Below are 26,277 nucleotides of genomic sequence, written 5' to 3' on the forward strand. Positions count from 1 at the left end.
GTTTATTCCCCCTTGGCCGTATCTTTTCGTTTGGATTTTTGCGAATAATCGTTATACATGTCACGTACCAGTTCCGGCCAAGTTGGCGGGTTATAGCCCGTGAGGGAGAGGAACGTCGAAGAGTCCAATGAACGATCAAGTCGAATACTGTCCTCCGGTTCAATGGTAATTTTCTTTTCGTACTGGACACTGATGAGTTTTAGCAACTCATATTTTGAGATTGGATTGGCGGATAGGTGGTAAAGCCCCGTCAGTTCCGGACGAGGAATGATGTAATCCCTGATAATGCGTGAAAGTTCAATGGTTGGGAAGCCGGAATAAAGGACCTTTCTAAAACCACGCACCTTTTCTTTTTGGCTCAGGAACCATTCGACTAATCCGTATTTTCCTTTCAATTCATGCCCGATTATAGAAGTGCGCAGGGTAATACAATGCGGGTAAGTTACTTCACCAAGATATTTTGTTCGCCCATAAAGATCATCGGCATTGGAAACATCCTGTTCCGTATAAACTCCTTTTTCTCCATTGAAAACGCAATCCGTACTGATATGAATCATGCGCGTACCAGTCGCGCCGCACAGCAAAGCAATACGGTGCGGAAGTAATGCATTAACGGTAATTGTTGTGAGCGGATCTTTGGCCTCCGGCACTTGTTTAATGATGCCAATGCAATTCACCAGGATGTCTGGCTTCACTTCAGCAAAAACATTTACAAGACTCTCTATTTGCTGCACATCTACATTACTGCGTACCTTCTTCATCATATCCGGAGGAAGCCAACGCGATAATTCATGCGCAGAGCGGACTGTAGTATAGACATCAAGATTCACAGCCTCGGAAAGAAAGCGAAACAAGGCATGCCCTAGCATCCCCGACCCTCCCAAGATCAGTACCTTTCTCATACTATTTTCACAACCTTTAAGAAAAAGTTCCTACACTTTCTTGTGTGTAGGTGCGTGAATAAACAATAGGTTCAGTATTGTTACTCAATCTATATTATTCAGGGAGTGCTCAGATGTTCTTATACCTTGTTATTTATTAGTCGATCAAAAATATTATGCTATCATACGGCAATGGCTATATCTATCTGCAAAAGTTGGTCATTTAGGAATTGAAATATAATTCTGAATTAAAAGACTATTATTGTTGCTTTCTGTAGTTTTGTTAAAATGTATATGTTATAATAACAAGCAATATTAAAAATTGGTAAAGTGTAGTTTTCTTTATTGTAAAAAGAAGGGAATTTAAGAATTTATTAGAATAATAGTTAATGGTTATAAAGCTCTCATTATAGAAGAATTATCATTAAATAAGTTGGAAATGTAAAGAGGAGGATCATTTATGTTTGGGGGAAATAGTTTAAGAACAAAATTAGTTATATTTTTTATTTTATTTGCCGTTATTCCTGCGGCTGTTGGTGGAGCAATCAGCATATATAAAAATATAATTACTACTAAGGAGGTAGCGGTAAATAGCAATAATAATACTGCTTCACAGATTGCAAAACAAATTGAAATTATGTTAGATGACTCAAAAGGGATGACAGAAGGACTGGCAGCTAGCCCTACGGCTCGTTCTTTGGATGGCGCTGTTTTACGCGATATGATTATAAATTTTCAACAAAAAAATCCTCAGTTTGAATTGATCTATGTAATGGATGCAAGCGGTATGCAGGTTGCAAGAACAGCTGGTACGTTAGCGAATCGTGCAGATCGGCCTTATTTTAAAGAAGCTATGAAGGGGAGTACGTTTTTCACCGATATTTACATATCTTCTTTTACTAATGCTCCTAGTATAACAATATCTGTGCCAATTAAGAATTCAGCAGGAACAATTCTGGGGGTGTTTGCTGCTGATATTGGTTTACAAAGCCTCTGGGCAATTGCCGATAATGTTAAGGTGGGAAAAAATGGTTATGTTGAAATCGTTGATCACAATGGTGTAGTGATTGCTTATCCAGATCATGAAAAGGTCCTGAAAAAAGAAAGCTTTGCAGCAATTGAATATGTAAAAAAAGTAATAGAAGGTCAAACAGGATCAATAGAAGCTATTTCAAGTCGTGGTGACAAGACGATTAGTGCTTTTACTCCAGTACCTAAATATCAATGGGGAGTCATTGTAAATGAACCGCTAAAAGATGTTTATGATGGGGCTATCACAGCGTCATATATTATCATTGGGATCTTACTAATTTCTCTAGCTTTGGCTGCGGTCACAGCGTTTTATATAGCTCGCAGTATTGTTACTCCGCTGCAGAAAGTAGTTCATTCAGTTGAATTAGTAGCGGGAGGGGATTTATCACACACATTAGTTGCAGACGGAGTTTTGGAAGTGAATCAGTTAGTGCAAGGTGTTAATCAGATGACGGTTGCTTTGCGGAAAATTATTTTGCATGCAGCTTCAGTTGCCGAATCAGTAGCTGCCTCTGCGGAAGAGTTGACGGCATCTGCTACTGAAGTAGGAAGAGCCTCAGAAGAAGTAACAGCCACAATTCAGGATGTAGCTCAAAGTGCTACCACCCAAGTGCGCTTATCTGATGAATCTTCTACTATTATGATAGAAATGCAAGCGGGTATTGCGGATGCTGTTCAAGCGGCCTGTGAAGTGGCTGGCGTTTCAGAAAGAAGTGAACAGTCAGCTGAAGGTGGTCTTAAGCAAGTGAATCATGCTGTTCAGTTGATGAATAATATTCGTCAAGATGTGGGTGATGCAGCAGAAAAAATAAATATTCTTGGTGAGAAGTCAAGGCAGATTGGACAAATCGTTGAAGTGATTACAAATATTGCAGGACAAACCAATCTGTTGGCGTTAAATGCTGCGATTGAAGCTGCAAGAGCAGGAGAACAAGGACGCGGTTTTGCAGTGGTAGCAGATGAAGTGCGAAAACTGGCTGAACAATCCCAAGAAGCTGCAAAAGAAATTGCTGAGATTATCGGTGCAATCCAAAGTGAGACAGTGCAAGCGGTAGATGCAATGGATAAAGGCAGTAAAGAAGTAGGAGAAGGCGTTAAGGTGGTTTCTGCTTCAAAAGTAGCATTTGAGGAAATTTATGTAGACGTAAAGGAAATGCGAAGGCAAGTAGATAGTATTTTAGCACTGATGGATTCTCAGTTAACTGGAAGTGGACAAGTTGGTCAATCCATTACTGGCATTGCCGATGCATCGAGAACCAATGCTGCTAGCTCTCAAGAAGTAGCAGCAGCGAGTGAAGAACAAAATGCCTCTGTGCATGAAATCGTAACAGCTGTTTCTGGTTTAGCAACAATGGCTAGTGAGTTACAAGAAGTAGTGCATAAATTTAAAGTATAAGATTGGTAAGGTACAACGCTGCTATTATGGCTGTGTTGTGCCTTTATCGTATCAATCACGTATCCCTTAGTAAGATATCGTAAGATTAGTTTAATGAAGTTGTTGTAGAAGATATTTAGTGTAAAATAGAGAATTAGAAAGAATAAAAGACTTTTGTATGAAATAATTATATGAAATGTCCAAATATGGATATTGTATATATAAATAATATTTGGTATACTAATAAAGTTGTTGCGAGGCGATGAAGGAATTAATTGATTGAAAGAAAATAACTTTTTAAAAAGTGCTTGACATAACAAGGTGGACATGATACAATAAATCTTGTCGCTAGGGGATGTTGAGAGAAAACATCGCAGATAATATGGTGGCTGTGGTGAAGCGGTCAACACGGCGGATTGTGGTTCCGTTATTCGAGGGTTCGATCCCCTTCAGCCACCCCATTCATTAACTCTAGTAATAACGATATAGGGGTATAGCCAAGTTGGTAAGGCACGGGACTTTGACTCCCGCATCCGTTGGTTCGAGTCCAGCTACCCCTGCCATTATGGTTCACTAGCTCAGTTGGTAGAGCACCTGACTTTTAATCAGGGTGTCCCGCGTTCGAGCCGCGGGTGAGCCACCATTTAACTTAATTATGCGGGAGTGGCGGAATGGCAGACGCACCAGACTTAGGATCTGGCGCCGCAAGGTGTAGGAGTTCAAGTCTCCTCTCCCGCACCACAAGAAATACAAGGCTTTCAGGATTTTACCTGAAGGTCTTTTTTTATTACTATATAACATTTGTACAGCAACGCGAGAAAAAAGTATTGTTGTATTATGAACTCTATTTTTTTTAATGACTTTTGGTAGAACTGTTTAATTGACAGGAAAAAGTGGCTTAATGCTCGTGACTCACACTCTTTTTGGGAATAAAGGCGAGGGGGGAGATTGTCATTTCGCTTTCATAATTATTTGAAGAGATACGGACTTTACAGTATAATATTTTATTTGTACATCCCTAAGAAAATATCGAGTATAGATGCCGTTGTATAGTGAAAACTTGTATATTGAATCAATATACAGTATAATAATAAACAATAGTTATGAGCGGATATTTGGAGTTATGAGCATTGAGATGAAATCACCCATCTTTTAGGAATTGGTTGATTTGCGGGACATCTTATTGGTGAATATGTAAATTAATATATAAACTCAAATAATGGAGGTATTTTCTTGGAAAAACAAAATAAGCTCGCCATCATTCCACTAGGTGGACTCGGCGAAATCGGCAAAAACATGACAGTGATTCGCTATGGCGATGACATCGTCGTACTTGACTGTGGTTTAGCATTCCCCGAAGATGAAATGTTAGGGATTGACTTAGTGATACCCGACATTACCTATCTTCTTGAAAACCAGGATAAAATACGGGCAGTTGTGATCACCCACGGTCATGAGGACCATATTGGATCCTTATCCTATTTCTTAAAACAAATTGATGTACCAGTGTATGGTACGCGGCTGGCGATGGGCATAGCCGAAGTTCGGCTAAAAGAAAATAATGTAGCGAATTATACCTTGATTCCAATAAAACCAGGTGATGAACTGACCTTTGGCAGTATTCAGGTAGGGTTTATTCAAGGAAATCATTCCATTCCTGATGTGGTAGGACTATATTTTCGTACGCCAGTAGGTACGATTGTTCACACAGGTGACTTTAAAATTGATTATACACCAGTAGATGGCAAAGTAATTGATCTTCCTAAATTTGCGCAACTCGGAAATGAAGGTGTACTTGTCTTAATGTCAGACAGTACCAATGCGGAACGTCCCGGCTTTACCAAATCAGAGCGTACCGTTGGTGCTGCTTTAGATGAGGCATTTAACGGTGCGAAAGGTCGAATTCTTTTAGCAACTTTTGCATCAAACGTATTGCGTGTCCAGCAGGCGATCAATTCTTCTTGTAAGAATGGCCGAAAAGTGGCAATTATCGGCCGCAGTATGATAAACGTTGTAAACATTGCTAGAGAACTTGAATACCTACTCGTCCCTGAAGGAACAATAATTGATATAGATGAGATAAAAAACTATCCCGATAACCAGATCTTAATTTTGACGACTGGCAGCCAAGGGGAACCGATGTCTGCATTGACGCGAATGGCGTTGAGCGATCACCGAAAAGTAGCGATTACTCCAAGTGATACAATCATCATTTCAGCTACACCAATCCCTGGCAACGAAAAGTCAGTATCGAAAACAATTGATGCCTTATTACGTTTGGGTGCAGAAGTCATTCATGAACGTTCCATGGGGATTCATGTTTCTGGTCACGCCAGCCAAGAAGAATTAAAGCTAATGTTAACTCTGGTTCGGCCTCAATTTTTAATCCCAGTACATGGAGAGCATCGCATGCTGATCACTCATGGTAAGCTTGCACAAGACCTGGGAATCCCGAAAGAGAATATCTTTATTGGTACAAATGGACAGGTTTTTGAATTTGAGCAAGGCGTCGGTGGGGTAACCGGAAAGTTAGCTGGGAAAGTAACCGCAGGCAAGGTTTTCGTTGATGGGTTGGGTGTAGGTGATGTTGGTAACATTGTTCTTCGTGACCGTCAAATGCTATCTCAGGATGGGGTTCTTATTGTTGTCGTTACGATGGATAAAGGATCAGGTGGCATTGTAGCTGGACCGGATCTGGTTTCTCGTGGTTTTGTCTATGTACGTGAATCCGGCTCCTTAATGGGAGAAGCCAAGCAACAGGTTAAGCAGGCCCTAGATAAATGCGAGGCCGGCCAAGTTACGGAGTGGGCTGCGATTAAGAGTAGTATCCGTGATGCACTGGGTAAATTTATTTACGAAAAGACTCGCCGACGCCCTATCATTTTACCAATCATTATGGAAGTATAGGCTGAAAGAATTTATTGAACAGGTAGTCTGTAAGTATATATGTATGAGAACCTTCTGAAGGGGCGTGTCGCAAAACGTTTTTTGAAAAAACGCAATGCGACACGCCTTTTTTGAGCAAAAAGGAAGGAAAAACAGTAGGAAGAATGAAAAAAAGGAGACAAGAGCCAGTTTATGGACACAACAAAATAGAGGAAGCCTCTTCCCCTAAGAAAAACTCGATATGAATTGGTCAGGATGCTTTTGGAATATGCAAGTAGGTCCCACACCGGTCGCTTTGGATTTTGTTATGGAGCTTGTTTACGTTATACCCCATGCATAGTAATAGAAACTCGGTTTGCACCTTTACGCGGCCCCTCATCAGAAATCGCCGAAATCCCATGTCCTGTTTGAGCACCCCGAAAGCTCCCTCCACCTGAATGGAGCGGTTCATCCGAAGCATAACACCCTCCTCACCCTTGATACGTGCCTGCATTTCTTCACGTTGACGCAAAAAGGTTTTGGATACATACAGGTTCTTGCTTCGTTCTTCGAGGGGAGTCTTGCTCGCTCCCTTGATGCATTGGGCCTTATGCGGACAGCCGGCACAATCTGGACAGGTGTATACGGTTGTCACGATGGGATATCCGGCCTTAGATCGGGTCTTTTTTTCATAAGCTGCCTGGATCGGGCGCCCCATGTGACATAGGTAGCTATCGGTCTTTGCATTGTAGTGCATGTTCTCTCGCTTGCCGATGTCTGCCCTATATTTCTTCGTCTTGGCCTTCTCATAATTCGCGGGCTTTATAAATGCGATTTGGTTGTTTTGCTCGCACCATGTGTAATTTTCCTCACTCTCAAAGCCCGCATCCGCTACGGGTTTTGTATACCCCAGTCCCTTGAGCGTCTCCAACATCGGGATCAACATTTGGCTGTCGCTTCGGTCCTGACCGATCATTGTGGATACTATATATTCCGCGTCCACCGCCAGTATCGCGTTGTAGCCCGGTTTAAGCTGACCATTTTTCATATGATCTTCTTTCATCCGCATGAAGGTGGCGTCTCTGTCCGTCTTGGAAAAGCTGTTGCGTTCTCCAAAGCTATGATTATAGTCATTATACTTTTTCTGCCGAGCAAGGTATTGGTCTACCGTTTGAAGCGCCCGCTGCAGCGAAGTCTTACGCTGTCCTTTGCCGTGAACAAAAACAATACGGCGTTCAGCTTGCAGTGCTTTTAGCCGTTTGCGCAGCTTTTTTAGGTCTTTGGGCTTTATCACCTGGCCGACATAAAAGCGAATCCCAAACTCCGCTGCTAGCGCCGGCAACTCTTCTTTCATCTTCTTCTGCATCTTCTCTTCATTTTTTTGCGTCGATTTCTTCCAGACAAAGCTGTATCGGTTCGCATTGGCCTCCAATTTGGTTCCGTCTATGAAAACGCTTGACAGCGACAGTTCTCCCGCATCGGTCAACAGTTGCACAAGCTGGGCAAACAGATCGTCCACGACCTCTGCCAGCCGTTCGCTGCGAAACCGTGCGATCGTCGCGTGATCTGGTGCTTTTCTCCGGCCTAGCAGATACATGAAGTTGACGTCCCGCCGGCATGCCTGCTCGAGCTTGCGGCTCGAATAGATGCCGTTCATGTATCCATATACAAGTATCTTGAACAGACATTTCGGTGACATCTCGATTCTCCCCATTCGGGAGTACGCAGCGTACAATTTGCTGTAATTCATCCTTTCTAGCACCGCGTTGAGCAACCGCACCGAATCATCTGCCGGAATCATTTCGCCAATGTCCATCGGTATTACTAGTTGATATACATTTGAGTCTACTGTATAATCTAGTTGTAATTTCTTAGATTTCACAAACTTGATTTTACAACAAAAGACGGCTTCCAGCTACTGCTGGTTGCCGTCTTTTGTTTTTTAGGGTTGTCTTAGCGCGACAGCCCCCTTACATTTTAAATTGAAATAAAATATTGAAAACATAAAATTATCAACAAAGATCCTTTATTTGGGGCATGCGTTAGATCACTGTCATGAATCATCTATTAGGTCGAATGTAGCAAGTTGGTGTCTAAAGGGAGGATATTTAACTAGCCTCTTTCAGTACTCATAATGAATACAGGGGTAATGAAAATGTTTTCAGAATATTATATATACATTTATTGAGTTTCAGCATATAATAAAAATCATTGAAAGTGTTTTTATTATATGGGTGAAAATAATGGAGGTATTACTATGATTCTTGAAACCAAATACAGGCGACAAGCACTACAAAGATGGAAAGCGTCTTGTGAAGAAACAAAACAAGAAATAGAAGCTGATTTTTGCTCAGTGAAAGCATACCTTCATAGTATTTGGAATTATATATTACATTTAAATCCGGATCCCATGCAAAAAAAAACGATGTTTATAACTGTTATGACTTAGGAGTTGATAGAGTCTGTTTAAGAAAATACTGTTAGCCACAGATGGGTCCAAGCATGCCCATCGTGCCGCAGAAAAGACGGTGGAGCTTGCATTACAGTTAGGAAATGTAGTGATTACACTTTTTCACGTCTCGCCTGAAATTTCATCCAGAAACAGTTTGATTCAAGCCAATTTTGATATTCGATCACTCCTTGAGAAAGAGGCACGTTTGGCCATAATAAAAACAGAACTTCTTTTTAAGCAAGAGAAAATTCCATATAATTTGGCAGTTGGCCTTGGTGATCCTGCGGAGGAAATCGTTAAGAAGGCAGAAACAGAAGGCTATGATCTACTGATTGTTGGTAGTCGTGGATTAAATAAATTGCAAGAATTTGTTATAGGAAGCGTGAGTAAAAAAATTGTTCATGTAGTTAAATGCCCCGTCATGATCATCAAATAAAAATTCACTACCCCAGATAATGGAGTAGTGAATTTTTTACTATTAGTGTCCGCTTGGTTCATAGAGCCCGATTCTTTCCACAAGCATTTCGCTTTCCTCATTCAGCCAATAATGGTTATTTTTTTGTCTAGTTGCTGGTATTTGAGAATCACTTTTGCAATGGCATTTACAGCGGAATGATCCCATACATGTGAATTAGCAAAGTCAATGATAACTACGTTGGGATCTTCATTGTAAGTAAACTGGCTGGCAAAATCAGAGGTAGTACCAAAGAACATCTGACCAAAGACCGTATAACATTTACTACCGTCTACTTGTATAGAAGAAGCAGTGCGAAGCTCCGCTATTTTCCAGGCAAAGATCAAAGCACTTAACAACACTCCCGCCATGACACCTTTCGAAAGATCATGAGTCGTGACGACAATTGCTACGGTAGTAAGCATAACGATTACATCCCCAGTGGGGATTTTTTTTATATTCTGCAAAGAACTCCAGTCAAATGTGCCTATGGAGACCATGACCATTACCCCGACGAGGGCAGCCATGGGAATTTGTTTTACCACATTACCCAAGACAATAATTAAGAACAGCAAGAAAATGCCGGCTACGAAGGTGGATAGGCGTGTACGACCGCCGGACTTCACATTAATGACCGATTGACCAATCATCGCACAACCTGCCATGCCGCCAAAAAAACCTGCAATGACATTCGCAAAACCTTGTCCGCGAATTTCTTTATTCTTATTGCTTTTGGTATCTGTCATTTCATCAACGATCGTTGCTGTTAGCAGCGATTCTAAGATACCTACAAGAGCAAGGGACAGGGAATAGGGAAAAATAATTAAGAGAGTATCCATACTAAACAATACTTGAGGTAAATGAAAGATGGGGAGGGAATTTGTAATGGTCCCCATGTCCCCGACAGTATTCACATGCAGTCCTAAGCCAATCGTAGTTATGGATACTATAATAATTGCTACTAATGCAGAGGGAACAGCTTTTGTAATCAATGGTAAAAGATAAATGATAGCCAGTGTAAAGGCTACTAGTGCATACATGATCCAGCTTTGTCCAATAAAATGGGGCAATTGTGCTAAAAAAATCAGTATGGCTAGGGAGTTAACGAATCCTGTCATTACGGAATGGGGTACAAAGGTGATGAAGCGTCCCAGTTTTAGAATGCCCATGGCATATTGTAAAATTCCCGCCAATATGGTTGCGGCAAATAAGTATTCTACGCCGTGATCCTTAACCAACGTCACCATAAGTAGCGCCATAGCGCCTGTAGCGGCAGAAATCATACCTGGTCTTCCGCCAACAATGGAAATGACAACCGCGATGCAAAAAGAAGCATAGAGACCAGTCATGGGGCTTACCCCAGCAATAATAGAAAATGCAATGGCTTCAGGAATTAAGGCAAAGGCTACCGTTATGCCTGCCAGAATATCAATGCGAGTGTTGGAAAACCAAGATTTATTTAGTTGTAGTTTCAATGAAAATAGTCCTCCTGTTTTTGTTTTAAATATACCTAGTGACTTTCCACTTTCAGAAAAGACGATGTCCGATATTCAATAGAGATCATTATACATAGATTATTTACAGAATACAATATAATAGTTTTTTCTGAAAGAAGTAGAATAATGAAAATTAAATGCAATCTTTTGAAAAAAATCTTTTGTGGCTATGATGATTCCACTTATCAAAGCAATGGGGACGATGGGAGTTGCATTTGGCATTAATGTTATTATCCATCGTGATTTCGAATGTGTACATTTATGTTAGGTGTCTTAATCTAAATACAAGAAGCCATTGAATACTGCGGAGTGCAGTTGTCAATAGCTTCTTAATTTATGGTTCTATAACAAATATTGTGTTTATTTCAACAAAAATAATGGGCAGAAAAAAATTTCGTGGCTCATTTACTTGCAATCGTACCAAAAAGTAATATAATTAGAAATAGGTGGAAATTAAAAAAGTCGCCGTGTCCTGAGAGTGGTGGAACACTCCCAGGCACGAGCAGGTGTCGGAGCACCTACACGTAACAGCTAGCTGTCTACGACGACAATTTATTATACCGTGCTTTTCCCTTGAAAACAAGGGATGTTACGTTTCGGCATAATACAATTGAAGTTTTGGCAGAAGCTTAGCGTCTGCATGCAATCAAGACGAAGCAAAGCGCATGTGTAGGTTGAAAAGACCTCGCATGCTCTTTTTTAGTTTCCCCTGAAACAAACTGTATGCTGGTTTCTTCTATCAGCATTTCGGATAGAAGAAACCTCCTACAGGATGAAGATGGGGGGATATAAATTGGGTTCAGTACAAGGAAAGACAAAAGGTAAAAGTCAGGGCTGCCAAAGCAGCGCGCCAGCGTGCATTAGTAGTGAAGGTATAAGCGCACGAAAGGATAATGCACATGTTTAAAACCTACAGAACAACAAACGAAACGATTATGGGTGAGGAAGCTGAGAGCGCTGATATTAAACTTACATTGATTACGGATGTTGATGGAAATGAATATGTGATGATCAAGACGCAAGAAGAAAAGGCTATCTATAATCTTTCACTGATCGGCCATGTGACTGAAATCGTTCAGGACGTTTCATTTGAAGAGTTTAGAAAAATTATCTATGCAAGACTAGACAAGCTTAAACAACATTGAATTTCAGCAGCTTCAAGAGGGCAGGCTGCTGTCACAAAAGATAGCCTGAATGATTATTTTAAAAGCCGGGTGATTCCGGTTTTTTTATTCCCCTATCAGACCGGAGGCAGACTCCCGCCGATCGCCCCCTCCATTTCACTACAAATCTTGTCGTCGGCTGTATGTAATAGAGAGGTTCATAAAGAGATTATACAGTGCAATCAGGAATAGGGCTGTACACAATTCTCTTAACATACATGAATGGAAGATTGCATATCATCATATCATAACAAGGATAGGACAAATAATGATTGAGGTGGCAGTGATGGATGTAGTCGAAATATTAAAAGCACTGGGTGATGGGACTCGGCTGCGAATTTTGCACTTATTGTACAAGGAAACCTTATGTGTCTGTGATTTGGAAGCAGTGCTGAATCTCAGCCAGTCCAATGCTTCGCGTCATCTGATTAAACTCAAACATGCTGGGCTGATTGTCAGTGACAAACAAGCCCAGTGGGTCTATTACAGGGTGGATAAAACCAGCCTGGAGCGGTATCCCTTTGTGCGGGAGTTACTAGCCAAAGAACTGGAACAGCAGCCGCATTGTCAAAAAGACTTTGTACGGCTCACGAAATACCAAAGGCAGGGCGGCTGTTGTGAGACAAGGGTGAAAATGGAGGACGAATAAATATTGTAACGATTATATGATTGAAATAAAAATGATGCAGTTTTGATCATCACTGTTGCTATATCTATCCTCTACCATTTGATCGAACAATCAAATTTTGAATACTTTTGCTATGCTTATTTTGGAACTATCCGTATTATTTATAGGAATCAGTGTTCTGATTAATTTACTTCAAATCTGGATTCCCTATGACAAAATCAATACGTAGGCTTTTTGGGAGAAACCGGATCATGGTACAATAATGAGTTAGTTATTTGCGAAATAGAACTGTATTGGAAAAGGGATATCCTTTTGTAGTACGGTTCTATTGCTTTACATAGTTATATATTATCGCGATTGCAGAACATATTACCGTCGCAAAATGTTTATTATGGTCGCTATCGGCTTGTACGTGCCAGCATAAATTTTGCAGTTAGGTAGTATCTAGCTAAAATTAACACAATGTTAACAAAGGGTGCGTTGACTAAAAAAACAATCGTAAGGTATGATGAAAACATATTCAAGAATTTAAATATGATGTGCTAAGGCAAAAATACGGCAGACGGTTAGAGGTAACAAGACCATAATAAACATAACGAGGAGTGGGCATCATGAAGAAAGCGAAATTGGTGATTATATGTACGCAAAACAGCGCACGCAGCCAAATGGCAGAAGCCTTTTTCAAAAAATATGGTGATGATATGCTGGAGGTTCACAGTGCAGGTTTTGAGCCTAAGGAAGTGAATCCATATGCGGTGCAGGTCATGAAAGAGATTGGCATTGACATTAGCGGCCAGCATTCCAAAGGTGTTCGGGAGTTTTTAGGGAAAATGTCATTTGGCTACGTCATTGCTGTTTGTAAAAAGGCTGAAGGCAAGTGCCCCGTGATCTTTCCAGGAGCACGACAGTTGATATCCTGGCCCTTTGATGATCCGGCTGCTTTTGAGGGAACAGAAGAAGAAACGCGGCAAAAGTTCCGGCAGGTGCGTGATGAAATTGAAGAGAAGGTCAAGGAGTGGTTACAGGACTACCGTGGTCAGCAGGATCATCTAAAATAAAATTGTCACCAGTAGGCAAAATTTGGTGGTTTCATGAGGGGGGTTATTATGAAAATTATTATCATTGGTGGGGTAGCGGCTGGTACTTCTGCAGCAGCCAAAGCAAGAAGAAACAATGAAAATGCTCAAATTACATTATTTGATGCAGACAGTGATGTATCCTATTCAGGATGCGGCTTGCCATACTTTATTGGAACTGAAGTGGAAGACCGGGAGCAATTGGTTCCAAGGGATGCCGCATTCTTCAAACAGAAATATAATGTGGATGTGTACACCAGACATCAAGTGTTAGAAATTCAGCCGCAAAGTAAAGTACTCACGGTGCAAAATTTAGTTACGCAAGAAATCTTTCAGGAAAGGTATGATAAACTGGTTGTTGCTACTGGTGCAAAATCCGTTGTGCCTGCTATAGAGGGGGGCAATAAGCCCAATGTATTTTATTTACGGAATGTAATCAATGCCGACCGTATCCGTGAACAAGTGCTAACAGCCAATCCCAAATCGGCTGTAATTGTCGGGTCTGGATTTATCGGTCTTGAAATGGCGGAAAACTTAACAGCCAGAGGAATCGCTGTTAGTGTTGTGGAAATGGCAGGGCACGTTATGCCTGCGTTAGATCCAGATATGGCGGTATACGTAGCCGATCATCTGGTTGAGAAGGGCGTACAGGTAATCGTCAACGATTCAGTGATTCGCCTGGAAGGAGAACCTTCCGTCAGTAAAGTGATATTGAAAAGCGGCAAAGAAATCGACGCGGATTTTGTGATCATGGCTGTCGGGGTAAGACCCAATGTAGATTTGGCTCAAAAGGCAGGTATTGAACTCGGGCCAACAGGAGCCATCAAGGTCAATCGGAAGATGCAAACCAATCTGGATGAGATTTATGCCTGCGGTGACTGCGCGGAAAGTTATTCTTTAATGACTGGCAAACCTTTGTATCGGCCGTTAGGTTCTACTGCCAATAAAATGGGACGAATTACTGGTGATCAGATAACCGGCGGTGATTTGGAGTTCCGGGGAATTTTGGGGACAGGTATATTTAAAGTGTTTGATATGGCAGTAGGTCAGACTGGTCTTACGGAAAAGGAAGCAAAAAAAGAAGGCTATGAGGTTGTTGTCTGTCATAATATCAAACCAGATAAGCCTGAATATTATCACGGCAGTGAGATGGTCATTAAGGCGGTTGCCGATAAAAACACTGGCAAGGTTTTGGGGGTGCAGATTGTCGGAAAATCTGGTGTCGATAAACGAATGGATGTCTTTGTGACCGCCATTACTTTCGGTGCGAAAGCAGAAGACTTATTTCACCTGGATTTAGCCTATGCACCACCATTTTCGACTACTAAAGACCCGGTGATGTATACTGGAATGATTTTGGATAATGCCATCAGGCGCGGCAGAGAGCTGATGACTCCGGCTGAGCTACAGGAAAAAATAAAAAATGGCGAAGAAGTGAAGATTATCGATGCTAGGGTGACCAAGCAATACGAAAAAGCCCATGTCGAGGGTGCAGTGAATATCCCACAGGAGAATATTCGTAAAGCACTGGATTCCCTTGATAAAGAAATGGTTACAGTTACTTATTGTAACAAAGGGGTTACAGGGAATGCCGCTCAAAATATTCTAATCAATCATGGTTTTAAGAACGTATATAACTTGTCGGGTGGCTATAAGAATTATAGCAAGAATAGCAAAAAATAATGCAGGTGGTTTAAACATCATCTAGTAACCGATACAGAGGTAAAAAGGAGGGAGCTAATCACTCCCTATCCTCCTCAGACGAAAAAGTAGAAATGTGAGAAAGGGGAGGGGAGCTTCATGGAGGGCGTAGCGTTGATTTTTAAAGCATTGGGGGATGATATTCGCCTGGAAATTGTAAAGATGCTGATTGATAAGGAACTTTGCGTTTGTGATATTTTAGCGGCTTTCGATAAATCACAGCCGGCCATTTCACATCATCTAAAGGTCTTAAAGCAATCCGGCATTGTAGTGGATAAACGTGACGGCAAATGGGTTTATTACCAATTGAATCCCGAAGCATTCAATCAGGTTGAGGTCTTTCTGCAGTTGTGTAAAACGGCAACGAATGAACGATATAGGACTTGTAGCCCTAATTAAAATGCAATAAGGACAGGATAATTTTTAGTTATCGATTGCTGCTATGCCACGGGATTGCTCTCTAATGCGAGTAAGTTTAAAAATGAACGCTAAATTATTTGTTGACATTCATGAGTAAAATCAAATATACTCATATACGAGAGGCGGTTTTAAAAGAATGGCTAGGAACTGGAAAGAAATAAGCAATGACAAAAGACTTTGTTAGGCTGATAAAGCTCACAGAGCATGGATGATAATTAAGAGCCCACTGTCGAAATTGATGGCGAGTGAATTTTTTTAGTGAGTACATGCATGAATTCGATTATATTCATATATAATAAAGTAAAATGTTTTGTATCTCAAACATATGTTTACATTATGAGGAGGTTTATTTCTATGTCTACAGAAAAAAGATTGGATTTTTTTGAAAGGTATTTAAGTTTATGGGTGGCACTATGTATTGTGATTGGTATTGGTTTTGGCAAGGTGTTCCCTGGGGTGGTTGATTCACTGAGTAAAATAGAAATCAGTCATGTGAATTTACCTATTGCTATTTTAATCTGGCTGATGATTTATCCCATGATGCTGAAAATTGATTTTTCCGCTATCTTGAAGGTAGGCGACAGACCGAAAGGACTATTCATCACTTTGTTTGTCAATTGGTTAGTAAAACCTTTCAGCATGGCACTGTTAGGCTGGTTCTTTTTTAAATATGTTTTTATTGGTTTGATCGGTGAGCAAATGGCCAATGAATACCTTGCTGGCACTATTATTCTAGCGGCGGCACCTTGTACCGCTATGGTTTTTGTGTGGAGCTATCTGACGGATGGTGATCCTGCCTATACATTGGTCCAGGTGGCCATCAATGATTTGCTCATGCTGGTTTTATTTGCACCGATTGTTATGTTCTTATTAGGGGTTTCCGATATTATCGTTCCTAAAGATGTCTTGTTTATGTCTGTATTGTTGTATATTGTCATTCCGTTAGTAGCGGGTTATATTACCAGACGTGTCTTGATTCCTTCCCGTGGTGAAGAATGGTTTAATGACAAAATATTGACTCCCTTAAAACCAGTAACCATTATTGCCTTGCTGGTAACCTTGGTTATTATCTTTGCTTTCCAAGGAGAAGTCATTACCAATAATTGGTTTAGTATTATTCTGATTGCCATCCCAATTATCATTCAAGTTTACTTTAATTCCTCCTTAGCCTATGGTTTAGCCAGGTATTTTAAAGTGCCACATAATATTGCCTCGCCTGCGGCACTTATCGGGGCTAGCAATTTTTTTGAATTGGCGGTTGCGGTTACTATTTCCTTATTCGGCTTAACGTCAGGTGCGACACTGGCCACTGTTGTCGGCGTATTGGTGGAAGTGCCAGTCATGTTGTCAGTATGCAGCTTCTGCAATCGGACTCAGCACTGGTTTGGTTTAGAATCAAAGTCAACAACAGAAAAAGCCTAGATGTTATTCCAGAATAGTAAGTGGTTCTAAAACTGTGTAGTATTCTTTAGCCCTAATGAGACAGAAGAGAGGAAGGCGAAAAGACTGTTTGGCAATATCTGAGGATCGGATGAAACTGGAACCTGCTATTTCAAACGTAGCATTGCTCCTAACGCAATTGATTTCTCAATAAGAAGGTTAAAAATAAACTATAGTAATGGTCTGGCTCTTTATGTGACTAAGAAATGCATATGGGATCATATTGACAAAATGAAAGCCCTAATATATGATTAAAAGTGAATATAGACATATACTAAGGGTGCTAACACTTGATTTATAAAGGAGGTAGTCACATTGAGTATAACACGAATCGTAAAAGCATTAGGGGATGGAACCAGACTTAGGATTGTGAATTTATTACGAGTTGAAAATTTATGTGTATGCGAGATTGAAGCCATACTCCAAAGTAGTCAGTCTAACGTGTCTAGGCATTTGGCAAAACTTCGCGATGCGGGTATTATTTATAGTGAGAAAAAATCACAGTGGGTATACTATGGCATTAACGTAGATATAATAAAAGAGCATTCCTTTATAAAAACTTTATTAGATGAAGATTTTGCCAAACATCTTCAATATCAACATGATATAGCTACCCTGAGAACGTATCGTGAACAGAACTTTGAATGCGGGCCGTTAATAATTACAAGTGCTTAACACTTGTAATTATTAAATACTATATGAGTATAATTTGATATAGGAATATATGCTTATCGTAAGTCAATAAATTAAAGGGGCGATAAAAATGAGTAAAATTGAAATTTTTGATCCAGCAATGTGTTGTGCAACAGGAATTTGTGGACCGGGTATAGATCAAGAGCTTTTAAGAGTGGCTACGACTGTGAATACTCTTACTAAGAAGGGCGTTACGATCATTCGCTATGGTCTTTCTAGTGAGCCACAAGCCTTTGTCGATAATAAGAAGGTAAATGAGTATTTGATGAAGGAAGAAGTGGAAGTTCTACCGATTACAATCGTAGATGGAGAAGTGGTTAAGACCAGGAGCTATCCTACAGCGGATGAATTTGCTCAGTGGTCAGGCGTATCGAAAGATGAAATAGCCGCTGCGGCTGCTGAAAAAGAGAATGGCTGTGGTTGTGATGAAGGTGGATGTTGCTAAGTCAAAGTAGGAGGCTATTACATGTATAAATTGTTTAATCCAGATAATATAAAATTGACAAAGTATTTATTTTTCACTGGCAAAGGTGGGGTAGGGAAAACTTCGTCAGCCTGCGCTACTGCCATTACTTTAGCAGATCAAGGTAAAAAGGTTTTATTAGTCAGCACCGATCCAGCATCAAATTTGCAGGATGTTTTCGGTATCAGCCTTACAAGTAAAGGAACTCCCATTCAAGAAGTACCTAATCTTGTGGTAGCTAATCTGAATCCGGAAGAAGCAGCTAAGGCTTATAAAGAATCAGTAATTGCACCTTATAAAGGTAAGCTTCCAGCAAGTGTTTTACAAAACATGGAGGAGCAGCTTTCCGGGTCTTGTACCGTGGAGATTGCAGCCTTTAATGAGTTTTCTAATTTTATTACCGATGAAAAAACACAAATAGAATATGACCACATTCTATTTGATACGGCACCAACGGGTCATACCTTACGGATGCTGCAACTACCATCTGCATGGAGTAATTTTATTAGCGAAAGCACCCATGGAGCATCTTGTCTGGGGCAATTGTCAGGCCTGGAAAGCAAGAAAGAAGTATATAAGAATGCTGTTAGTACTCTAGCAGATGGCAAATTGACGACCTTGATTTTAATCTCTAGACCTGAATATTCCCCGCTGCAGGAAGCAGAGCGAGCTTCTAGAGAATTGAAGGAATTAGGGGTTCATAATCAACTATTAGTTGTGAATGGTGTCCTGGAATTAGATATTGAGAATGATCAAATAGCAGATAAACTATATGCTAAGCAACAAGAGGCATTACGGAATATACCTGAATCTTTACGTGAAACTCCGACCTATAAAATTCCATTACGCGCCTATAATATAACAGGAATTAAAAATATCAGAATGCTGTTAAAAGAAGATTATTTAGAAAGTCAAAATTATAAGCTAAATAAAGAAGAATTGCCTAAAGTCAAAGCTTTAATTGAGGACCTTTACGCATCAAAAAAAAGAGTAATCTTCACTATGGGAAAAGGTGGGGTTGGGAAAACTACCTTAGCAGCGGCGATAGCCATCGGTCTTGCTGAGAAAGGGGTAAAAGTACATTTGACAACTACCGATCCAGCAGACCATCTGAAATTTGTAGTAGAAGAAGGTCATGGGATTCGGTTAAGTAAGATTGATGAGAAGGATGAGCTTCGTAATTACACCGAAACCGTTTTGGCAAAGGCAAGAGAAACAATGGCAGAAGAAGACATTGCGTATGTAGAAGAAGATCTTCGCTCTCCCTGCACACAAGAAATCGCCGTATTCCGTGCGTTTGCTGAGATTGTAGATAATGCGGATGATGAGATTGTGGTGATTGATACGGCACCCACCGGTCACACATTGTTACTATTAGATGCTACACAAAGTTATCATAAAGAAATACAAAAATCCCAAGGCGATATACCACAAGCCGTGAAAAACTTATTGCCAAGATTGCGAGATGAAAAAGAAACAGAAGTAGTCATTGTAACCCTCCCAGAGGCCACTCCTGTATATGAAGCAATGCGATTACAAGAAGATCTAAAAAGAGCAGGTATTAATAACAAATGGTGGGTTATTAATTCAAGTTTACTCATGACGAACACTCAAAGTCCATTATTAAAAACAAAATCCTTAAATGAAATTCCCTGGATCAATAAAGTGGATGAAATATCACAAGGAAACTTTGCTATAATTCCATGGAAAGGCGAAGAAATAAAAGGCGAAAAATTAGTAGACTTAATCAGATAAATGGTAAAGAAATGCTAATGAATTAGATCAAAAGGGGCTGTCTCAAATTAAATTTTATTTTGAGACAGCCCCTTTTATGTAGCTTATGGTATCAGGATTGTGTATTATACATACCTTTGCTTTGCATGTATTGGAAGATCCCTTGACCATGTCCTTGTTCTTCTTTTTGTATGTGGTTAAGAGCTTGACGTGCATTAGGATCAGCAAATTCGAAGATCGCCGTATCATAGGCTCCGGAGACAAATTTTTCAGTCATTAGCATATCCGTACAGAGAGTACTGTCACTTTGACTTGCAATAGCTCCCTGAGAGGATGATGAAGTTGTAGTTGAGTTGCTTTGCCCGGATTGCTGGTTTTGCTGTGAAGTCATATTGGGAATTTGACCGTTTAGCATTTGGTTGACAGTATTTAGGTGCTGCTGCTCTTGTCCAGCGTAGGAGTTAAACAACTGCTTTAGAGCTGGATCTTGGGCTTGATTAGCATAAGACTGGTACTTCTCTATACAGATCTGCTCATGCTTTTTTTGATCTTCCAATAAAGATTTTTCTTTTGGGGTTAATTGTAGCGTCATATATATCACCTCCTGCTACTATTTTGTTTCATAACTTGAATTTTATTCATGATTGTAAAAGGAGGTTAGTTATATCTTATAATTTTTATTTATTTTTGCAAATGAAATGGGATGGTGGTTACAATAACATTTTCTCTTAAAATTAATAAGGTGCGAAGGATCCAACCTGTTTGGTTATGCAGTAGGCGATGCCACCATTTCTTTGTTTGAAACTCAGGAATCAGAATTGTAATATAATCTTCGGGATTTTTTTGATGTTCCAAATTGATAATGTAGTCTAGAATAGGCTGGATTACCAAACGATAGGGGGAATATACAGTTACGAGTTCAATTCCAGGATTCCAGCCACGCCATTTTTCTTCGACTTTTCTGCCAATTTCTTCGTCTGTGGCAATATGTAAGGCTACCACATCATTGCTAATGCTTTTAGCATACTTAAGTGTTTCAGCTACGACACTGGTGGGGGTAGCGATGGGGACGATTACCACATTCCTGCCTGTTTTTAGATTGGCTTTAATATTTGGATTGAAATCTTCTAAGGGAAGATGTAATTGTTCAGCCATATCATTATAATGAGAGCGAATTTTTTTGAAAATACAAATCATAATAGGAATAAATACTAGGACAAGCCATGCACCATGAAAAAACTTAGTGATTGCAATAATCAAAACAACGATACCGGTAACGGTGGCACCGACGGTATTTACAGTGGCGCGTAGACGCCAGCCAGAAGTTCTTTCTTTTCTCCAATGAACTACCATGCCTATTTGTGCAATCGTAAAGGAAAGAAAAACACCGATGGCATATAATGAGATCAAATGTTCCGTATTTCCTTGATAAATTAGGATTAAAATGCCAGCAACAATACTCAGTAATACAATGCCATTAGAAAAATTTAATCGTTCTCCTCTTACTCCCAGATAACGAGGCATATAGCCGTCTCTAGCAAGGATGGATAATAAAAGAGGCAATCCGTTAAAAGAGGTGTTGGCAGCCAGGTAGAGGACTAACATAGTGGTAATTTGTATATAATAATACGCCCAGCCGCGTCCAAAAGTGAGTTCGGCAATTTGAGATAAGGCTGTTATATCATGCAAAGGTAAAATATGAAAATGCATAGTTAAAAATGAAGTGCCAATAAACATAATGCCAAGGATTCCTGACATCCAATAGGTAGTGATTGTAGCATTGCGTGCTCCTGGAGAACGAAACATAGGGACCCCATTGGAAATTGCTTCAAGACCTGTCATGGAGCTGCAGCCATTTGCAAAGGCCCGAAGGACGAGAACTAGAATCGTCCAATCCATTTGTTTTACTAGTGATTCAGGAGGAAAAATGGGTGCTTGATTCGTAAGTGCTTGATATATTCCTGTGCCGATTAATGCGATAATGCCAAGAATAAAGCCGTAGGTAGGAAATACAAATGCGGTGGAAGATTCGCGGATGCCGCGTAAATTTACTAGCATCAGGACTCCGAATAGAATAAATAAATCCATTGCAACTTCGTGTTGAGCAAAATGGGGGAAAGCTGAGATAATAGCAGCGGTTCCAGCAGATACACTTACAGCAACCGTAAGTGTATAATCGGCAAACAAGGCAGCTGCTGCGGTGAGTGCTGGCATTTCTCCTAAATTCCTAATGGCAACAGAATACGAACCTCCTCCTCCTGGATTAACCTTAGCTACTTGTACATATGAAATGGTAACGATTGCCAATAGGGCCAGGATAGCCAGAGATATGGGTGCCAAATAGCTGTAAGTTAACATACCAGGAAGAGTTAGCATGAGCATAATTTGTTCTGGACCATAAGCTACAGAGGATAAAGCATCAGAAGAAAAAATTGACAGAGCCTTCCATTTGGGGAGTTTTTCATTATGTATCTCTTGATTGTGTAACGGTTTGCCAATAAGGATTCGTCGAACGAATCGCATCATAGTTGAATCTACCTCCGATATTTATTGTGAAATGTGTTTTATCCGATGATTAAACCGCTCTAAGACTCCTATCTTCTATAAGCGGGAGTTAAAGCGGCTAAGTCCGAAGGATAAATGCGAATAAAATTCAGGTGGAATTAAACTTCCATCTGAAATCTTAGTCTTCTTGATAATGATGCCATAAGATTCTTGATTTTAGCTGGCTAAGGGATGATAGACCATTTGGCATAAAATCAATTATACAGTAGTTATAGTAAAAGGAAAGGGCGATTTTAAACCATTTAGCAATAAATAACAATAATTTATACCAAATAAAAATATCTATCATCAATATCCTTGTGATTAAGACTATTTTCTTCTATTTAGATCTATTTGCAACAATTATCATCATAATTGTTGCAAATAGGGGAGTAGAATGTAGAAAAGTTATAAACGTTTAATTTAAAAGGCACCGGAAGTATCCGGTGCCTTTAGAGTGTATATGCTTATACTTAAGGGTAGAGGGGAAGCTTTGCATAAGAGGTTTTAATCGCGACGAGGCCAGCACTGTTGACGAGGCCAGCACTGTTGACGGGGCCAGCACTGTTGACGGGGCCAGCATTGTTGACGAGGCCAGCATTGCTGACGAGGCCAGCATTGCTGACGAGGCCAGCACTGTTGTTGACGGGCCAGCACTGTTGTTGACGGGGCCAGCAAGAAGATGACGGACCGCACCCTACAATAACGACTCGTTCATCATCGTCATCGTCATCCCAGTCAGTCATTTCTGGTCGATCCCACTTAGGTCTTTGTTCGCTATTATCATAATAATCATCATCATCGTCATAATACATATTTTTATCCTCCTTTTTAGTCTAACGATACTCGCTATATCGAGGTTACCACTCACCTGTATAAGGATTATAGGAACAGGCAGCAGGAGGGGCCAGCCATGACTTATTGGAATCGTTGCCTTGGGCTAACGGGCGACAATCCGTGCAAGCATAGCGATATTCACAGTCCTTACATTTTTGGATTTGATTTTTGGTCGTATGCCAGCATTGTTGTAGTGGGTGATCCGTAAGTACATCAGCTAATGAATGCGTAAGAATATTGCCGCATACTTGATTTCTTGCAAAGATGCAAGGTATGACATCACCTGTGGAGGTAATCGCAAGTTTTCCTGCTAGGCATTGGCAGTAAGTCTGAGAAGCCGTAAAAGAAGCTTCGTCAGTGTAAAAGGGCGGTTTAATAGGCGGCTTGGTAAAAGTAGTTGGAAGTAAATGTTGATCATCTCCTCTGCCGGTGGGGCGAATCACATCGGGATACGCATCGGGCATGCCCAATTCTTCATAAAGCTTAAGAATATTGGGTACTTCGTGTTCGTTGGCTTTCATAATAATAGAAGCAATGCGTAAAGGAATCTTAGCTTCTAATACTTTCTTGATGGCAGTCATGGTTTTCGTAAAGCTATTAGGATGCAAGGTTACGCTGTCATGGACGGAGGCGTTATTAGCATAAATGGTTGTAGCGATATTTACATTATATTGTTTAAAGAAATCGATACAGCTATCATCAACTAATGTACCGTTTGTAAAGATTTCGATATATTCATAGCCGATTTCATGAGCCTTGATGACTAGGTCACGCCACTTAGGGTACAGTAATGGCTCACCGCCAATAAATTGAATATCAGTAGCTCCTGCTGCTTTTGCCTCTTCTATAAGGGAGAGCCAGCGGTGATGAGGTACGAGATCCAATTCCTTGCGTGAAGGGCCACTTTCTGAGTAACAGTGTAGACACTTGCTGTTGCAGGCTGCTGTTAGTTCTAACCACAGAAACTCAAGTTTTGCAGGGCAGTCTGGTAAGGAGCGCTCTGGAATAGAAGCAGAAGATGTTTCATGAAAAAATCCTAAATCTTTTTGTTCTAGCTTATTTAAGAAATTCATGTATTGCGTGCTTTCAGTAGATGACATATCCCAAAGATCCTCCAAGGCGTTGCTTTGGCAGGCGCTGAGTAGCCCAGCTGCACTTTGGTTAATGGAATGAACCTTTCCTGTTTTAAAGTCGTAGATTGCACCACGAGCAGCACCTTTCACTAATTTGCAGTGTTTTTGTAAGTTATAATACAACAGATCAGCCTCCTTTTATGGTGGATTTATTACATAATATGCAAAAAACGGTATCTTGGTGTGTGCCATCTTTCAAAAAAACAATCGGATGTTGACAAAAAATAAAATTGCATATATAATTAATAAGGTTATTGATGATAGTAAATTATAATATGCGGAAGTAGCTCAGTGGTAGAGCATCGCCTTGCCAAGGCGAGGGTCGCGAGTTCGAATCTCGTCTTCCGCTCCATAGAAAATATTGAACTCGGCAGTTATTGCTGGGTTTTTTGCATATATCTTGTTTTTGTTATTTACTTATGGTATCATATGGGGTATGACATTCTAAAGTGTAGTGATTTATGTCTAAAGTAAGGAATTTATTTGAACTAACATAGAAAACATGTTAAAAATGGTAATACTATTTTTGGCGTTACACATAATGTCGCCAACTAATTACATAGGGAGGATACAATACAAAATGAAAGCAACAATGGAGAAAATAGACAATCATAAAGTGGTCTTTGAAATTGAAGTGCCTCAAGTAGAAGTAGCAAAAGCAGTTGAAAAGGCATATCGTAAATTATCTAATAAAGTAAATATTCCGGGGTTCCGTAAAGGAAAAACACCTCGTCGCATTTTAGAAATGCATATTGGTAAAGAAGCACTATTGGATGAAGCTTTTGAAATCATGGCTAGCCCTGCGTATGCTCAAGCTCTTGAAGATAATAAAATTGAACCAGTAAGCCGCCCTCATATTGATGTTGTTACCTTAGCGGAAGATAAAGATTTACTCTTTAAAGCTACTGTAGTGGCAAAACCAGAAATTGCTTTGGGACAATATAAAGGATTGAAGATTGCTGCAGCAGTAGAAGAAGTTACAGAAGAAAAAATCAACGCAGAAGTGGAAACGATGCGCAATAGTCATGCCAAAATGGTAGTAGCAGAAGATGCAGTTATTGAAGATGGTGATTTTGCTATTATTGATTTTGAAGGATTTGTAGATGGTGTAGCTTTCCCTGGCGGAGATGGCAAAGCCTATCCGTTGCAAATTGGTTCAAACACGTTCATCCCTGGCTTTGAAGAACAAGTAATTGGTGCAAAAGCCGGTTCTGAAATTGATGTAAATGTAACCTTCCCTGCGGAGTATCACGCTGCTGATTTGGCAGGCAAAGAAGCTGTATTTAAAGTAAAAGTTCACGATGTAAAACGCAAAGAACTGCCAACGTTAGATGATGAATTTGTTAAAGATGTAAGCGATTTTAATACCGTAGAGGAATTAAAGGCCGACATTAAGAATAAATTAGAAAAGGCTGCTAGTGAAAAAGCGGATCGTGATTTCCGTAATGAAGCTATTAAGCAAGCTGTGGAAAATGCCACAGTGGAGATTCCAGAGGTTATGGTGGAAGACCGTATTTCAAAAATGATCGAAGATTTAGGTGCCAACTTAGAAAGTCGCGGAATGAAGCTTGATGACTATATGAAATACATGAACACAGACATAACAGCATTACGTCAAAACTATCATGAATCAGCTGTAGCGAATGTTAAAACTGATTTACTGCTGGAAGCTGTTGTAAAAGCTGAAGCACTAGAAGTAAGTACTGAAGAAGTTGATGCTGAAATTGCTACGATTGCTAAAGGATACGGCGCTGAAATCGAAGATGTAAAAGCGATTATCAACGGACAAGGAAAAATGTCTACTGTATTTGATTCCATATTGCGTAAAAAAGCAGCTCAACTGATTATTGACAGTGTAGAAAAAGAGTAATAGAATAATAAATCAATAGA

20 protein-coding genes, 5 tRNA genes and 1 pseudogene are annotated in these 26,277 nt (G+C 40.2%); 19 read left to right on the forward strand and 7 right to left on the reverse strand.

Annotated features, from left to right (window positions below; genetic code table 11):
- Window positions 1-2: 2 nt before the first annotated feature.
- Window positions 3-902 (reverse strand): dTDP-4-dehydrorhamnose reductase family protein, encoded by a 900-nt coding sequence (locus JBW_RS08005; RefSeq protein WP_071882480.1) that lies wholly within the window; start codon window positions 900-902, stop codon window positions 3-5.
- Window positions 903-1,341: 439 nt separating this feature from the next.
- Between JBW_RS08005 and JBW_RS08010 the strand changes: the two genes are divergently transcribed.
- The 6 genes from JBW_RS08010 to JBW_RS08035 all read left to right on the forward strand — a co-directional run bounded on the left by JBW_RS08010 (window position 1,342) and on the right by JBW_RS08035 (window position 6,195).
- Complete coding sequence (locus JBW_RS08010) at window positions 1,342-3,309, forward strand: methyl-accepting chemotaxis protein (RefSeq protein WP_007959801.1); 1,968 nt, start codon at window positions 1,342-1,344, stop codon at window positions 3,307-3,309.
- Window positions 3,310-3,673: 364 nt separating this feature from the next.
- Window positions 3,674-3,749: transfer RNA gene (locus JBW_RS08015), tRNA-His, on the forward strand.
- A 26-nt stretch (window positions 3,750-3,775) separates the two neighbouring features.
- Window positions 3,776-3,851: transfer RNA gene (locus tag JBW_RS08020), tRNA-Gln, on the forward strand.
- A gap of 4 nt (window positions 3,852-3,855) precedes the next feature.
- Window positions 3,856-3,931: transfer RNA gene (locus JBW_RS08025), tRNA-Lys, on the forward strand.
- 14 nt (window positions 3,932-3,945) lie between these two features.
- Window positions 3,946-4,029 (forward strand) — tRNA-Leu (locus JBW_RS08030).
- A 492-nt stretch (window positions 4,030-4,521) separates the two neighbouring features.
- The gene (locus JBW_RS08035) at window positions 4,522-6,195 is read left to right on the forward strand and encodes a ribonuclease J (RefSeq protein ID WP_045820601.1); all 1,674 of its coding nucleotides are present in this window, start codon (window positions 4,522-4,524) and stop codon (window positions 6,193-6,195) included.
- Between the two features lie 229 nt (window positions 6,196-6,424).
- Here JBW_RS08035 and JBW_RS08040 read toward each other — a convergent pair whose 3' ends face one another.
- Complete coding sequence (locus tag JBW_RS08040; protein WP_144408417.1) at window positions 6,425-7,969, reverse strand: IS1182 family transposase; 1,545 nt, start codon at window positions 7,967-7,969, stop codon at window positions 6,425-6,427.
- A 414-nt stretch (window positions 7,970-8,383) separates the two neighbouring features.
- Between JBW_RS08040 and JBW_RS08045 the strand changes: the two genes are divergently transcribed.
- Both JBW_RS08045 and JBW_RS08050 read left to right on the forward strand, forming a co-directional pair.
- On the forward strand, window positions 8,384-8,602 hold the full coding sequence (locus JBW_RS08045; RefSeq protein ID WP_144408431.1) for a hypothetical protein: 219 nt from the start codon (window positions 8,384-8,386) through the stop codon (window positions 8,600-8,602).
- Between the two features lie 28 nt (window positions 8,603-8,630).
- Window positions 8,631-9,041, forward strand: coding sequence for a universal stress protein (locus JBW_RS08050; protein WP_235334236.1), 411 nt, complete (start codon window positions 8,631-8,633; stop codon window positions 9,039-9,041).
- A 42-nt stretch (window positions 9,042-9,083) separates the two neighbouring features.
- Here JBW_RS08050 and JBW_RS08055 read toward each other — a convergent pair.
- Window positions 9,084-10,534: pseudogene (locus JBW_RS08055) on the reverse strand (SulP family inorganic anion transporter).
- Window positions 10,535-11,454: 920 nt separating this feature from the next.
- On the opposite strand from JBW_RS08055, the gene JBW_RS08060 reads away from it, so the two are divergent.
- The 9 genes from JBW_RS08060 (at window position 11,455) to arsA (ending at window position 19,894) form a co-directional block, all read left to right on the forward strand.
- The gene (locus JBW_RS08060; RefSeq protein ID WP_007952656.1) at window positions 11,455-11,700 is read left to right on the forward strand and encodes a hypothetical protein; all 246 of its coding nucleotides are present in this window, start codon (window positions 11,455-11,457) and stop codon (window positions 11,698-11,700) included.
- A 286-nt stretch (window positions 11,701-11,986) separates the two neighbouring features.
- Entirely contained in the window at window positions 11,987-12,367 is a 381-nt protein-coding gene (locus tag JBW_RS08065; protein WP_007952657.1) for an ArsR/SmtB family transcription factor, read from the forward strand.
- A 590-nt stretch (window positions 12,368-12,957) separates the two neighbouring features.
- On the forward strand, window positions 12,958-13,404 hold the full coding sequence (locus JBW_RS08070; RefSeq protein ID WP_007952658.1) for an arsenate reductase ArsC: 447 nt from the start codon (window positions 12,958-12,960) through the stop codon (window positions 13,402-13,404).
- Between the two features lie 48 nt (window positions 13,405-13,452).
- Window positions 13,453-15,105: an FAD-dependent oxidoreductase gene (locus JBW_RS08075; RefSeq protein WP_007952659.1), complete on the forward strand. Its 1,653-nt coding sequence runs from the start codon at window positions 13,453-13,455 to the stop codon at window positions 15,103-15,105.
- Between the two features lie 117 nt (window positions 15,106-15,222).
- Window positions 15,223-15,522, forward strand: coding sequence for an ArsR/SmtB family transcription factor (locus JBW_RS08080; RefSeq protein ID WP_007952661.1), 300 nt, complete (start codon window positions 15,223-15,225; stop codon window positions 15,520-15,522).
- 375 nt (window positions 15,523-15,897) lie between these two features.
- On the forward strand, window positions 15,898-16,965 hold the full coding sequence (gene arsB, locus JBW_RS08085; protein WP_007952663.1) for an ACR3 family arsenite efflux transporter: 1,068 nt from the start codon (window positions 15,898-15,900) through the stop codon (window positions 16,963-16,965).
- Between the two features lie 333 nt (window positions 16,966-17,298).
- The gene (locus tag JBW_RS08090; RefSeq protein WP_007952665.1) at window positions 17,299-17,658 is read left to right on the forward strand and encodes an ArsR/SmtB family transcription factor; all 360 of its coding nucleotides are present in this window, start codon (window positions 17,299-17,301) and stop codon (window positions 17,656-17,658) included.
- Window positions 17,659-17,746: 88 nt separating this feature from the next.
- Entirely contained in the window at window positions 17,747-18,121 is a 375-nt protein-coding gene (arsD, locus tag JBW_RS08095; protein ID WP_007952667.1) for an arsenite efflux transporter metallochaperone ArsD, read from the forward strand.
- Between the two features lie 21 nt (window positions 18,122-18,142).
- Window positions 18,143-19,894 carry an arsenical pump-driving ATPase gene (gene arsA, locus JBW_RS08100; protein WP_007952669.1) on the forward strand — a complete coding sequence of 584 codons (1,752 nt, stop codon included), beginning with the start codon at window positions 18,143-18,145 and terminating at the stop codon, window positions 19,892-19,894.
- A gap of 91 nt (window positions 19,895-19,985) precedes the next feature.
- On the opposite strand, the gene JBW_RS08105 is transcribed toward arsA, so the two are convergent.
- From JBW_RS08105 to JBW_RS08120, 4 genes are all read right to left on the reverse strand, one after another.
- Window positions 19,986-20,465, reverse strand: coding sequence for a spore coat protein (locus tag JBW_RS08105; RefSeq protein ID WP_007952670.1), 480 nt, complete (start codon window positions 20,463-20,465; stop codon window positions 19,986-19,988).
- 89 nt (window positions 20,466-20,554) lie between these two features.
- Window positions 20,555-22,399, reverse strand: a complete 1,845-nt coding sequence (locus JBW_RS08110; protein ID WP_007952671.1) for an APC family permease — start codon at window positions 22,397-22,399, stop codon at window positions 20,555-20,557.
- Window positions 22,400-22,890: 491 nt separating this feature from the next.
- Window positions 22,891-23,232: a hypothetical protein gene (locus JBW_RS08115; RefSeq protein ID WP_235334164.1), complete on the reverse strand. Its 342-nt coding sequence runs from the start codon at window positions 23,230-23,232 to the stop codon at window positions 22,891-22,893.
- A 45-nt stretch (window positions 23,233-23,277) separates the two neighbouring features.
- Entirely contained in the window at window positions 23,278-24,510 is a 1,233-nt protein-coding gene (locus JBW_RS08120; RefSeq protein ID WP_007952673.1) for a radical SAM protein, read from the reverse strand.
- A gap of 154 nt (window positions 24,511-24,664) precedes the next feature.
- On the opposite strand from JBW_RS08120, the gene JBW_RS08125 reads away from it, so the two are divergent.
- Window positions 24,665-24,739: transfer RNA gene (locus tag JBW_RS08125), tRNA-Gly, on the forward strand.
- A gap of 228 nt (window positions 24,740-24,967) precedes the next feature.
- On the forward strand, window positions 24,968-26,257 hold the full coding sequence (gene tig / locus JBW_RS08130; RefSeq protein ID WP_007952674.1) for a trigger factor: 1,290 nt from the start codon (window positions 24,968-24,970) through the stop codon (window positions 26,255-26,257).
- Window positions 26,258-26,277: the final 20 nt, after the last annotated feature.

Origin of the sequence: Pelosinus fermentans JBW45, assembly GCF_000271665.2 — a bacterium.
GTDB classification, from domain to species: domain Bacteria; phylum Bacillota; class Negativicutes; order DSM-13327; family DSM-13327; genus Pelosinus; species Pelosinus baikalensis.

Bases quoted from the DNA above. Each gene is read 5' to 3' on its own strand.
- JBW_RS08005 (WP_071882480.1), bottom strand. From the start codon at position 902: ATGAGAAAGGTACTGATCTTGGGAGGGTCGGGGATGCTAGGGCATGCC.
- JBW_RS08010 (WP_007959801.1), top strand. From the start codon at position 1,342: ATGTTTGGGGGAAATAGTTTAAGAACAAAATTAGTTATATTTTTTATT.
- JBW_RS08040 (WP_144408417.1), bottom strand. From the start codon at position 7,969: ATGGACATTGGCGAAATGATTCCGGCAGATGATTCGGTGCGGTTGCTC.
- JBW_RS08045 (WP_144408431.1), top strand. From the start codon at position 8,384: ATGGGTGAAAATAATGGAGGTATTACTATGATTCTTGAAACCAAATAC.
- JBW_RS08060 (WP_007952656.1), top strand. From the start codon at position 11,455: ATGTTTAAAACCTACAGAACAACAAACGAAACGATTATGGGTGAGGAA.
- JBW_RS08065 (WP_007952657.1), top strand. From the start codon at position 11,987: ATGATTGAGGTGGCAGTGATGGATGTAGTCGAAATATTAAAAGCACTG.
- JBW_RS08070 (WP_007952658.1), top strand. From the start codon at position 12,958: ATGAAGAAAGCGAAATTGGTGATTATATGTACGCAAAACAGCGCACGC.
- JBW_RS08075 (WP_007952659.1), top strand. From the start codon at position 13,453: ATGAAAATTATTATCATTGGTGGGGTAGCGGCTGGTACTTCTGCAGCA.
- JBW_RS08080 (WP_007952661.1), top strand. From the start codon at position 15,223: ATGGAGGGCGTAGCGTTGATTTTTAAAGCATTGGGGGATGATATTCGC.
- arsB (WP_007952663.1), top strand. From the start codon at position 15,898: ATGTCTACAGAAAAAAGATTGGATTTTTTTGAAAGGTATTTAAGTTTA.
- arsD (WP_007952667.1), top strand. From the start codon at position 17,747: ATGAGTAAAATTGAAATTTTTGATCCAGCAATGTGTTGTGCAACAGGA.
- arsA (WP_007952669.1), top strand. From the start codon at position 18,143: ATGTATAAATTGTTTAATCCAGATAATATAAAATTGACAAAGTATTTA.
- JBW_RS08105 (WP_007952670.1), bottom strand. From the start codon at position 20,465: ATGACGCTACAATTAACCCCAAAAGAAAAATCTTTATTGGAAGATCAA.
- JBW_RS08110 (WP_007952671.1), bottom strand. From the start codon at position 22,399: ATGATGCGATTCGTTCGACGAATCCTTATTGGCAAACCGTTACACAAT.
- JBW_RS08115 (WP_235334164.1), bottom strand. From the start codon at position 23,232: ATGTATTATGACGATGATGATGATTATTATGATAATAGCGAACAAAGA.
- tig (WP_007952674.1), top strand. From the start codon at position 24,968: ATGAAAGCAACAATGGAGAAAATAGACAATCATAAAGTGGTCTTTGAA.